An 11,538-nucleotide genomic window follows, 5' to 3' on the forward strand; every position below is an offset into this window, starting at 1 on the left:
GTATGACATCATCCTACGAAAACTTAGTTAAATGCCTGTTTGCCGCTTGTTTAATTTTATCTGCAACTGCTGGTACTGCACAGCAGCATAACATGTCCAAAGAATATCAACAGCCGGAAGATCCTGCTGTACGTCAGAAACTTGAGCAATGGCAGGATCTGAAATTCGGACTGTTTATGCATTGGGGAACCTACAGCCAATGGGGAGTTGTTGAAAGCTGGAGTATTTGCCCGGAAGATGAAGGATGGACTCAGCGGAAAGGCCCTTATTCGGAAACTTATGAAGGTTATAAAAAAGCCTACGAAAATCTTCAGACAACGTTTAATCCCGTAAAATTTAATCCTGAAAAGTGGGTAAAAGCCGCAAAATATGCCGGGATGAAATACATGATCTTTACAACAAAGCATCATGATGGCTTTTCGATGTTTGACACAAAGCAAACGGATTATAAAATTACAGATTCCAAAACTCCTTTCTCGAAAGATTCACGCGCCAATGTGACGAAGGAAATTTTTAACAGCTTCAGGAAGGATAACTTTATGATCGGGGCATACTTTTCAAAAGCCGATTGGCACTCGCCGGACTATTGGTGGCCATATTTCCCGCCAAAAGATCGCAATGTAAATTACGACCCTTCAAAATATCCTGAGAAATGGAATAAGTTCAAAGACTTCACTTTTAATCAAATACAGGAGTTAATGACCGGTTACGGTAAGGTCGATATATTGTGGCTTGACGGAGGATGGGTCCGCCCGAAAAATACGATCGATACGGCCGTCGACTGGCAACGAACGATTCCTTATGACCAGGATATCGATATGGCGAAAATTGCTGCGATGGGCCGGAGAAATCAGCCTGGCTTAATTGTGGTAGACCGTACAGTGGCCGGGCCTTACGAGAATTACACAACCCCCGAACAGGAAGTTCCTGAAAGGCCGTTGGGCAGTCCGTGGGAAACCTGTATGACCATGGGAAACTCCTGGAGTTACGTGCCGGGTGATCAATATAAATCGAGCCAAAAAATTATCCAGCTTTTAATAAAAGTAGTATCCCGGGGAGGCAATTTTCTGATGAATATTGGTCCGGGGCCGGATGGTGACTGGGATCCGGAAGCTTACAAACGTTTAAGCGATATCGGTGACTGGATGAAAATTAATGGAGAAGGTATTTATAATTCACGCGCCGTGGCCCCATACTCTGCCGGCGACATCTTCTACACAAAAAATAAGAATTCTAATACAATCTACGCTTTTAAGCTTTTCGATAACAAGTCAATCAATTTTCCGTCGACAATGGAGATTCCGTTGGAAGGTTCTGAAAAGCTGAAAAAGGTAAGCCTTTTAGGAAGCAATGTTAAACTTCGTTGGAGACAAACTGAAAATGGCATTTCTCTTACCTTGCCTTCTTCAGCAAATACCGCTGGTTTGAAATCGGCAGCTTGTTTTAAAATTGAGTATTAACAATTAAAACTGAACACATTGCGAGCTCTTATCCTGCGTTTCAATCCGAACCGAATGCAGCTGCCAGTCTCTTTAGCCCGGCGCCTGATGTTCCCTGCAATGATCTTGTTCTTATTGCCAGGTTTAAATATCAGGGCCCAAACCTCGTATGAGTTAAATGCCGGATGGAAATGTGCACCGGTTTCGGAAGTAACTGCAAACGGCTTCAATATTTCTTCGCAATCTTTCAAAATAAATAGTTGGATACCCGCCACTGTTCCGGGAACTGTGCTAACGACTTTATTGAATAATTCGAAGGTTCCTGATCCGTTTTATGGTATGAATAACAATTTGATCAAGGATATTTATCAAACCGGCCGGGATTACTATACTTATTGGTTCGTGAAGGACTTTACAGAAAAGATTACTGTACCCGGCCAGCAGGTATATCTGAATTTTCGGGGCGTTAATTATAGTTGCGAAATTTATCTGAACGGAAAGAAAGTCAATAAACAAACGCATAAGGGCATGTTCCTGCGTCAATCGTATAATATCACATCGCTGTTAAATAAAGCGGGACAAAACCGGTTGGCGGTATTGGTTTATCCCCCTGATCCTGTCGGAAATCCAAACGGTGGCCAGGGCGGTGACGGACGCATCGCCAAAGGAGTTGGCTTGCAATACACGGCTGGATGGGATTGGATACAGCCAATGCGAGACCGCAATACCGGGATTTGGGATCAAGTAACGATTGAAAAAACCGGGTCAATTAATCTGATAAATCCACACGTCGTAACAATCGTGCCTGGAACACGCCATGTTACCGGCGAGCAGCGGCCGGCTATTGTTAAGGCATCAGCTGAACTTCAAAACTCTACCTCGGCGACTGTAAAAGGAATTTTGAAACTTTCTATTGATGGAAAATCCGTTTCAAAAAATGTGACTGTCGCGCCAAATACTTCGCAGGAATTCACTCTTTCGGATCTGACACTTGCCAATCCTAAGCTGTGGTGGCCGCACGGTTATGGACCGCAAAATCTCTATAATGCAAAAATTGAGTTTTTTGCTGGCGGTAGTTTATCCGATGCGGAAAACATTTCTGTAGGTGTTCGCGAAATAAAATCCGCCTGGAATAACGAAACACATAGCGCTTACGTCACGGTAAATGGACAGAAAATATTTATTAAAGGTGGTAACTGGATTATTTCGGATGCAATGTTGCGTTTTTCAGATGCCAGGTATGATGCCGAAGTGCGTTTTCACCGCGATATGAATTTAAATCTGATCCGGATTTGGGGCGGTGCGCTCGTTGAACGCCCTGAGTTTTACGCCGCATGCGATAAATACGGCATGCTGGTATTTCAGGATTTCTGGATGTCCGGAGATGCTAACGGGAAATGGCTCGACCCCATGAAAGCTGATGATCAATGGACGCGGCGGAAATATCCGGATGACCACAGTTTGTTTTTAAAGTCTGTCGCGGATCAGATCAAATTGGTGAGAAATCATCCGTCACTCGCCATGTGGTGTGGTGGAAATGAGATAACGCCGCCGGAAGATATTTTGCTCGCAATGCGTGATAGCATCTTGCCAAAACTTGATGGAACCCGTTGGTTTATAGAATATTCAAATTCTGATAAAATGTCGCTGAATACGCTCGGTGGAAATGGTGATGGTCCTTACGGTATTCAGGATATTGCGACATTCTGGGAGACAAAAACATTCCCGTTTAATTCGGAAGTAGGCTCGGTCGGCGTTGGCGACTATGAATCACTTGAACGGTTTATTCCTGAAAAAAACAGAATTGCTCCCGGGTACTCGGAAGGCGGTAAATCAAAAGTAGATTCGGTATGGGATTATCATAAGTATATCGGGTATGATAAATCGATTGATCCATATGGTAAAGTTTCTGATGCAAAAGATTTTGCCACTAAAGCGCAGTTGGTAAACTATGACCAGTATCGTGCCCTGATGGAAGGGTTTAGCTCACATATGTGGAGCTGGTATACCGGTACAATCATTTGGAAAACCCAAAACCCCTGGACGGCCATGCGCGGCCAGATGTATGATTACTATCTTGATCCAAACGCTTGTTTATATGGCCTGCACAATGGCAGCGAAATGCTTCACCCGATGTATAACCCAGTGACGGGAATGGTCAGCATTGTAAACAATCATTTTGAGGCGAAACGCGACCTGATGCTGGCTGTGCGTGTGGCTGATATGGATGGGAAGGATAGTTTACTCACCCAGATATTTGTGGAAGTCCAGCCGTCGTCTGTTAAAAATTTCTTGCCCATAAAGCCAGTTGTAGAGAAAATGGCAAAGGAAAAGGGGGTGTTTTTGGTTTTACAGCTCCTGACTAAAAATAAGGAAAAGTTGAGCGAGAATATTTATTGGCTGGCAGACGAAAAGGGAAACTATTCAGGACTTAAGAATATGCCTGTGTCGAAGCTTGAAGTAACAGCGAAAAAAATCAATAATGGCAAGATTGAGGCGACTTTGAACAATCCTTCCGGATCTCCGATGGCCTTTTTTAACCGCCTGTCGTTGGTGGATCCTGCCACTCACAAACGTCTATTGCCGGTCTTTTACTCGGATAACTATATATCTGTATTGCCTGGAGATTCAAAGAAGGTTTTGCTTGAATACAAAGACGTCACGAACAAAGATCAACCTCTGCTTATGATTAGCGGCTGGAATTTGTCGGAAAAAATGATAAGTATAAAATAAACAGCGTCATGATTAATAGATTGGGCCTGATCATCGCTTTTGTCATTTCGCTTTCGCAGCAATCAGTGGCACAAAATACTTTTGATGCGTTTAAAAGTCTTTTTACAGACCCCAAAAGCTATATAATTAGGCAAACTACAGCGGCATTGAAAATTGACGGAAGCCTGGATGAAAACTCCTGGGCAAGTGCAGCCTGGACTGATGATTTTGTTGACATAGAAGGATCATCGAAGCCTATACCTGCTTTAAAAACACGGGTAAAAATGCTGTGGAACGATTCGACATTATTCGTTGCCGCGAAATTGGACGAGCCGGATATTTGGGCTTATCAGAAAAAACACGACGATATTATTTTTCACGATAACGACTTTGAAATATTTATCAGTCCGCAAGGAGGCTCACATCAGTATTTTGAAATAGAAATAAATGCGCTGAACAAAATCTTCGACTTATACCTGCCAAAGCCTTACCGTAATGGTGGAGACGCACTCGTTAGCTGGGATGTAAAAGGATTGCAGTCTGCCGTTTCAATAGATGGGAAATTAAATGACGCTTCCGGAAAAGATAGGAGCTGGACCGTTGAAATGGCTATCCCATTTAATTCAATAAAAATGGGATTTTCGACTACAATTCCAAAGGAAGGAACCATTTGGCGTATTAATTTTTCGCGGGTTGAATGGGATACAGCGTATAAAAATGGAAAGTATGTCAAGGCAACGGATGCTGCAGGGAAAACATCACCAGAACATAACTGGGTTTGGTCGCCACAGGGAGTAATAAATATGCACTACCCTGAGCGATGGGGCTATATACAGTTTACAAAAAAGCAAAGCGACGTATTTAAGCTTCCCTTTGCTGAAGAATTAAAAAAGCGATTATGGTTGATCTATTACAGCCAGAAAAGATTTCAGCAAAGTAACGGGAGATATGCTGCTTCGCTTGAAGATCTTCAGATAGCTTCAGTTGAGGAGATAGGCCTGCAGAAGGTGAAGCTGACTTTAAACGCGACCGGTCGCCAATTCACGGCCGATGTTTCAGCTGTTGATGGAGAAAGTTTTATGATTAACGACGAAGGACTTATAACCTCTATAAAGAAATAATTATGTCAAGCCGGAGAAAATTTTTTAAAAGTTCAATGATTGCAGGTGCTTCCTTAGCGCTGTTACCTGCAGCTTCAAACGCCGAAAATTACCTTGCATCGAAAAAGAAGCGTTTGAAGAACTGGGTCTGGACCAATCCCGATCCAAAAGATACCGATGAACAGTTAGCTGAACGATATAGAAAATACCATGAAGCTGGAATTCATGCTATATTTTTTGAAAGCGACAGTGAGCGACATTGCCGCGCCGCCAAGGCGAACAAATTGGAGGCTCATCGCTGGATATGGACGATGAACAGGGGCGAAAAGTCATTACTTGACGCTCATCCTGAATGGTATGCGGTTAGCCGGAGCGGTAAATCCTGCGCCGATCAGCCGCCCTACGTGAACTACTATCGCTGGCTTTGCCCTTCACGGGAAGAGGTAAAACAGTACCTTGAAAATGATTATGAAGCAGCGTTAAAAAAAGATTATGTCGACGGAATTCATCTGGACTATGTACGTTTTTGCGATGTGATTCTCCCTGTTAATTTGTGGGATAAATATGATATCGTACAAACCAGTGAACTTCCAGAGTACGATTTTTGCTACTGTTCAGTATGCAAAGATGCTTATAAGAAGGAGTATGGCGTTGACATTGACAGCGTTCAATATCCGGAAGCTAGCCCGTCATGGCGTGTGTTCAGGTATCAGCGAGTAAACCAGGTTGTCGAACGCTTGACCGCTGTTGCAGAAAAATATAAAAAACCAATCACAGCGGCCGTTTTTCCGACACCCGATATCGCCCACCGCAACGTAAAACAAGATTGGGTTAACTGGAATTTAAGCGGAGTTTGCCCGATGATCTATCATGGGTTTTACAAGGAAAATGTATCCTGGATCGGCACGGCAGTGAAAGAAGGTGTAAAAGCGTTAAACGGTAAATTTCCTCTATACGCAGGTTTGTATATTCCGGATTTTAAAAATGACGCCGAAGTTCAGAAAGGAATTGAAATCGCTCTGGCAAATGGCGCTTCGGGCGTATCGCTGTTTGGAAATGTAACAGACACTGTTCTCGAGGGACTTAAGAACGCTTTAACAAAGAAATCCTGACAAGTTGCGGTTTTTGAGCAAATGAACTAAATTGAGCCATGCAAACATTAAAACCTGTTATACATCACGTACTTTTCTGGTTGAAAAATCCAAAATCCCAAGCTGATGTAGACCGATTGATAGCTGGTCTGAAAACCCTGGAGAAGATCGAAACGATAAAAAAAATGCATATCGGCATTCCTGCCTCAACAGAGAAACGAGATGTCGTCGATAATTCATATAGTGTTTCCGAACTGATGTTTTTCGACGATCTGGCTGGGCAAAAATATTATCAGGATCATCCCGTACACAAAGAGTTTATTAATAGCTGCTCACACTTATGGGAAAAAGTTGTGGTATACGATATGATTGATGTATAATCTGTCAAAACTGGTCAAGGCAATGTGGACTTTAAATTAGTATTTTATCGTTAGGAAGTACTAATTAAAGCGATCGATTTCGTCTAAAATTTTGTTTGTCGCCCCCGTATGGTTCATTACATAATTCCTGGCGTTTGACCCGGCTTCGATAACAAAAGCTTCAGATTGCAGTTTGGCTACAGTCAGCTCCAATTCCCGGATGTTGCTTATAGCAAAACCTCCTCCGCATTTTATCAATTCCGTTGCTTCGCGAAACCGATGGTAGTTTGGTCCGAAGATAACCGGAATTCCAAATGCCGCGGCTTCAAGCGTATTGTGTATACCGGCTCCAAAACCACCTCCGATATAAGCGATGTTGCCGTAACGGTAAAGAGAGGAAAGCATTCCGATATTGTCAATTATCAGCACCCGCGATTGTTGGTTTATTGGTTTCCCCATGGTTTTTTTCAGCGAAGAAAATCTGCAGCTGTCTTTAAATAACTTTTCAATGCTCGTTAGATGGCTTTCGGTAATTTCATGTGGTGCAATGATGATTTTCCAGTCCGGGTATTCTGTGAGCAGTGAAGCAATAAGCTTTTCGTCTTCCGGCCATGTGCTTCCGGCAACCAAGGTTTTTTTCCCTTCAACAAAGTTGTCAATTTCCAGAAATGAGCTTGCAGCCATCGCATTACTCACAACGCGGTCGAATCGTGTGTCGCCACTCACGGTGACCTGGTTAATATCTATGGTATTTAAAAGTTCTTTGCTGTCGTAATCCTGCACAAAAACTTTCGTTAACAACCCGAGCATCTTTCGGTTTAATAAACCGTACCATTTGAAAAACGGTTGTTCTTTTCTAAAGATTGCAGAAATCACGCAGGCCGGAATCTCTACCTTTTTAAGCTCGTTAAGATAATGGTACCAATAATCATATTTGGTAAAGACAGCTAATTCCGGATTTATCAGTTTAATAAATTTTGACGCGTTGGCTTTAGTGTCTAGCGGAAGATAAAAAACGTGGTCGGCTAATGGATAATTTTTCCTTACTTCATATCCTGAAGGTGAGAAAAAGGTGACAACAATTTTTTTCTCAGAATATCGGGCTTTGTATGCCTCTAAAACTGGTCGGCCTTGCTCAAATTCACCGAGTGAAGCAAAGTGGAACCAGCTATGTTTTTCACCCTTAGTTACCTGTTTTTCAATTGTTTGAAGTAGTCTTTTTCTGCCGTCTACCCATAGTTTAGCTTTGTGATTAAATGGAGAAAAAAGGATTATCAAAAAATTGTAAGCGGCAATGCCAAAATCGTAAAAAAGAAGCATCTTAGTTGCCTTATTATTATATTCGCCGAAGTTAAGTTAAAATAATTAGAAACTTGGAAACCTGCGCTTAATGAATGGATTATAACTCCGAAGAAATCTGAGTTAAAAGCTATTTTAAAGCCATAAAAATTAAAAACTGATGAAAATTGCCGTAGTTGGAACCGGTTATGTGGGCCTTGTAACCGGAACTTGTTTAGCAGAAACCGGAAATAATGTTATTTGTGTGGACATTAATGAACAAAAGGTTCAAAAAATGCGTGCGGGAGAAGTCCCAATTTATGAGCCTGGCTTGGATATCCTGTTTCACAGAAATATAGAACAGGGCCGCTTATCCTTTACAACTAATCTTGCTGAGGCAATTGAAGATGCAAAAATTATATTTCTAGCATTACCAACTCCTCCCGGCGGCGACGGCTCGGCAGATTTAAGTTACGTGTTAGGTGCGGCAAAAGACATCGCCCGACTGGTTAGGAATTACAAAGTTATTGTTACGAAATCGACTGTGCCGGTTGGTACTGCTGATAAGGTGCGCGCTGTTTTTGATGAGCACCTGGATATTAATAAAGGCGGAGAAGTGGACGTTGTTTCCAATCCTGAATTTTTACGAGAAGGTGTTGCAGTGGAAGATTTTATGAAGCCCGATCGGGTAGTAGTTGGTACGAGCAGTGATAAAGCCCGTAAATTGATGGAAGAATTGTACGGCCCGTATGTGCGCTCGGGCAATCCGATAATTTTTATGGATGAGCGTTCATCTGAACTGACAAAATATGCGGCTAACTCGTTTCTTGCAACCAAAATTACGTTCATGAATGAAATTGCAAATCTTTGTGAACTTGTTGGGGCAGATGTTGATATGGTTCGGCGCGGAATAGGTGCGGATGCCCGCATCGGTAAACGCTTTTTATTCCCAGGCGTAGGCTACGGCGGTAGCTGCTTCCCTAAAGATGTTCAGGCACTTGAAAAATCAGCAAGCGAATACCAATATGATTTCAAGATCCTTCAATCGGTAATGGAAGTCAACGAGAAACAAAAAGTGGTCATCGTTGAAAAGTTGCGCAAGTATTACAACGATGATTTAAAGGGGAAAAAATTTGCATTATGGGGACTGGCATTCAAACCGGAAACAGATGATATCCGAGAGGCTCCTTCACTGTATATAATCGATGCTTTAGTAGAGGCAGGAGCGCAAATTGTGGCTTATGACCCTGAAGCGATTGAGAACGTTAAAAAACTTAAAGGAGATGTTATCGATTATTCGTCCGACCCTTACGAGGCGTTAAACGGAGCTGACGCTTTGATCATTGTAACAGAATGGCCGTTGTTTCGTACACCCGACTTCGACAGGATCGGCAGTTTACTAAAAGCACGGGTAATTTTTGATGGACGCAACCTGTATGATCTGCAGAAAATGATCGACTGCGGATTTTATTATAATAGTATCGGACGAAAAATAATCGGAACATAATGGCACGAAAACGTATTTTAATAACCGGCGCAGCCGGCTTTCTGGGGTCACACTTATGCGACAGGTTCATAAAGGAAGATTTTCATGTTATCGCTATGGATAACCTGATAACAGGTGATCTCCGGAATATTGAACATCTTTTCAAGCTTGAAAATTTCGAATTCTATAACCATGACGTTTCAAAGTTTGTTCACATTTCTGGCGACTTAGATTACATTCTTCATTTCGCTTCTCCTGCAAGTCCGATCGACTATCTCAAAATTCCCATTCAGACACTAAAAGTCGGCTCGTTGGGAACTCATAACCTGTTGGGATTAGCAAAAAGCAAGGGTGCCCGGATGCTGATAGCGTCAACTTCCGAAGTTTATGGAGATCCGAATATCAATCCGCAGCCGGAAGAATATTGGGGAAATGTAAACCCCGTTGGTCCGCGTGGTGTATACGATGAAGCTAAGAGGTTTCAGGAAGCAATGACAATGGCATACCATACTTTTCATGGCGTTGAAACCAGGATAGTGCGGATATTTAATACATATGGTCCGCGTATGCGTCTGAACGACGGGCGCGTTTTGCCTGCATTTATAGGTCAGGCAATTCGCGGTGAGGACTTAACCGTTTTCGGTGACGGCTCGCAAACCCGTTCTTTTTGCTACGTGGATGACTTAATTGAAGGAATTTACAGATTGTTATTCTCAGATTACGTCCAACCAATGAACATTGGTAATCCCAGCGAAATTACCATCAAAGAATTTGGCGAAGAAATTATTAAGCTTACCGGCACAAACCAAAAATTGGTTTATAAGGAGCTTCCACAAGATGATCCAAAACAACGCCGCCCGGATATCACTAAAGCAAGAGCGATCCTGGGTTGGGAGCCAAAAGTTTCAAGAGAAGAAGGATTGAAAATTACGTACGAATATTTCAAATCTCTTCCTACAGATCTTATCGAAAAAATCGAACATAAGGATTTTAAAAACTATAACCGTTAATAATGGCCGAGAAAATCTTAGTTACCGGTGGAACCGGATATATCGGATCCCATACCGTTGTTGAATTGCAATTGGCAGGATATGAAGTAGTTATTATAGATGATCTGTCAAATTCTAATATAGAGGTACTTGGCCAGATTGAGAAGATTACTGGCAAAAAGCCAGGGTTTGAACAGCTTGATCTATGCGACGAAGCTCGTATAATTGAATATATAAACAATAATGAAGGGATTAGCGGCGTAATTCATTTTGCTGCTTTTAAAGCGGTTGGAGAGTCAGTTCAGAAACCGTTAAAATATTATCGGACTAATTTTTACTCGCTCATTAATCTTCTAACTGCATTTGCTAATCGGAATGTTAATTTTGTATTCTCTTCCTCATGCACAGTTTACGGTCAGCCTGATGAATTACCGGTAACTGAAGATGCCCCGGTTAAGAAAGCCGAGTCGCCTTATGGCAATACCAAACAAATAGCTGAGGAGATTTTGCAGGACACCGCCAGGGTGAACTCAAACTATAAACTAATATCACTGAGATATTTTAATCCGGTTGGAGCTCATGAATCTGCGTTAATTGGCGAATTGCCAATAGGTGTTCCCCAAAATCTGGTTCCTTTTATCACCCAAAGTGCCATTGGAAAACGCGGACAGATAACCGTATACGGAAATGACTACAACACACCTGATGGAAGCTGTATCCGTGACTACATTCATGTGGTTGATTTGGCAAAAGCGCACGTTTCCGCAATCAAGCGTCTTGAGGAGAAGCGTTTTTCTTCAAACTACGAAGTGTTTAATATAGGAACCGGAAGAGGCACCACAGTCCTGGAAATTATTGATGCATTCGAAAAGACTACAGGAGTTAAATTGAATTACCAGATCGGTGCACGCAGGGAAGGCGACGTTGAAAAAGTTTGGGGCAATGTCGATAAGGCTGAAGCTGAACTGAACTGGAAAGCCGAACTAGATGTAAACGAAATGATGCGTTCCGCCTGGGCCTGGGAAAATTATATTAAAGAAAATCCGTTTGAGTAATAAACTGCTTTAAACGTTGAATAGTTGTA

Annotated in this window: 9 protein-coding genes; 8 read left to right on the plus strand and 1 reads right to left on the minus strand. The window is 42.2% G+C overall.

Going from position 1 to position 11,538, the window contains the following annotated elements:
* Nucleotides 1–2 precede the first annotated feature (2 nt).
* From GS399_RS12855 to GS399_RS12875, 5 genes are read left to right on the plus strand one after another with little or no spacing between them, the layout of a single operon-like run.
* Entirely contained in the window at nt 3–1,460 is a 1,458-nt protein-coding gene (locus tag GS399_RS12855; protein WP_160845042.1) for an alpha-L-fucosidase, read from the plus strand.
* 54 nt (nt 1,461–1,514) lie between these two features.
* Nucleotides 1,515–4,172 (plus strand): glycoside hydrolase family 2 protein, encoded by a 2,658-nt coding sequence (locus GS399_RS12860; RefSeq protein ID WP_202409449.1) that lies wholly within the window; start codon nt 1,515–1,517, stop codon nt 4,170–4,172.
* Between the two features lie 8 nt (nt 4,173–4,180).
* Entirely contained in the window at nt 4,181–5,272 is a 1,092-nt protein-coding gene (locus GS399_RS12865) for a carbohydrate-binding family 9-like protein (protein ID WP_160845043.1), read from the plus strand.
* A 2-nt stretch (nt 5,273–5,274) separates the two neighbouring features.
* On the plus strand, nt 5,275–6,363 hold the full coding sequence (locus tag GS399_RS12870; protein ID WP_160845044.1) for a family 10 glycosylhydrolase: 1,089 nt from the start codon (nt 5,275–5,277) through the stop codon (nt 6,361–6,363).
* A gap of 38 nt (nt 6,364–6,401) precedes the next feature.
* Nucleotides 6,402–6,722 (plus strand): Dabb family protein, encoded by a 321-nt coding sequence (locus GS399_RS12875; protein WP_160845045.1) that lies wholly within the window; start codon nt 6,402–6,404, stop codon nt 6,720–6,722.
* A 60-nt stretch (nt 6,723–6,782) separates the two neighbouring features.
* Here GS399_RS12875 and GS399_RS12880 read toward each other — a convergent pair whose 3' ends face one another.
* The gene (locus GS399_RS12880) at nt 6,783–8,021 is read right to left on the minus strand and encodes a 3-deoxy-D-manno-octulosonic acid transferase (protein WP_160845046.1); all 1,239 of its coding nucleotides are present in this window, start codon (nt 8,019–8,021) and stop codon (nt 6,783–6,785) included.
* A gap of 139 nt (nt 8,022–8,160) precedes the next feature.
* On the opposite strand from GS399_RS12880, the gene GS399_RS12885 reads away from it, so the two are divergent.
* The 3 genes from GS399_RS12885 to galE are packed head-to-tail and all read left to right on the plus strand — an operon-like array spanning nt 8,161 to nt 11,509.
* Nucleotides 8,161–9,486 carry a UDP-glucose dehydrogenase family protein gene (locus GS399_RS12885; protein ID WP_160845047.1) on the plus strand — a complete coding sequence of 442 codons (1,326 nt, stop codon included), beginning with the start codon at nt 8,161–8,163 and terminating at the stop codon, nt 9,484–9,486.
* Nucleotides 9,486–10,475: a UDP-glucuronic acid decarboxylase family protein gene (locus GS399_RS12890; RefSeq protein WP_160845048.1), complete on the plus strand. Its 990-nt coding sequence runs from the start codon at nt 9,486–9,488 to the stop codon at nt 10,473–10,475. Before GS399_RS12885 ends, GS399_RS12890 begins: the two co-directional genes overlap by 1 nt.
* A gap of 2 nt (nt 10,476–10,477) precedes the next feature.
* The gene (gene galE, locus GS399_RS12895) at nt 10,478–11,509 is read left to right on the plus strand and encodes a UDP-glucose 4-epimerase GalE (RefSeq protein ID WP_160845049.1); all 1,032 of its coding nucleotides are present in this window, start codon (nt 10,478–10,480) and stop codon (nt 11,507–11,509) included.
* The last annotated feature ends 29 nt before the right edge of the window (nt 11,510–11,538 follow it).

The sequence above is a fragment of the Hufsiella arboris genome, assembly GCF_009834875.1.
GTDB lineage: Bacteria > Bacteroidota > Bacteroidia > Sphingobacteriales > Sphingobacteriaceae > Hufsiella_A > Hufsiella_A arboris.

Excerpts from the sequence above, each read along its gene's own strand:
- GS399_RS12865 (WP_160845043.1), top strand. The coding sequence starts at position 4,181 with ATGATTAATAGATTGGGCCTGATCATCGCTTTTGTCATTTCGCTTTCG.
- GS399_RS12885 (WP_160845047.1), top strand. The coding sequence starts at position 8,161 with ATGAAAATTGCCGTAGTTGGAACCGGTTATGTGGGCCTTGTAACCGGA.
- GS399_RS12890 (WP_160845048.1), top strand. The coding sequence starts at position 9,486 with ATGGCACGAAAACGTATTTTAATAACCGGCGCAGCCGGCTTTCTGGGG.
- galE (WP_160845049.1), top strand. The coding sequence starts at position 10,478 with ATGGCCGAGAAAATCTTAGTTACCGGTGGAACCGGATATATCGGATCC.
- GS399_RS12855 (WP_160845042.1), top strand. The coding sequence starts at position 3 with ATGACATCATCCTACGAAAACTTAGTTAAATGCCTGTTTGCCGCTTGT.
- GS399_RS12875 (WP_160845045.1), top strand. The coding sequence starts at position 6,402 with ATGCAAACATTAAAACCTGTTATACATCACGTACTTTTCTGGTTGAAA.
- GS399_RS12870 (WP_160845044.1), top strand. The coding sequence starts at position 5,275 with ATGTCAAGCCGGAGAAAATTTTTTAAAAGTTCAATGATTGCAGGTGCT.
- GS399_RS12880 (WP_160845046.1), bottom strand. The coding sequence starts at position 8,021 with ATGCTTCTTTTTTACGATTTTGGCATTGCCGCTTACAATTTTTTGATA.
- GS399_RS12860 (WP_202409449.1), top strand. The coding sequence starts at position 1,515 with ATGCAGCTGCCAGTCTCTTTAGCCCGGCGCCTGATGTTCCCTGCAATG.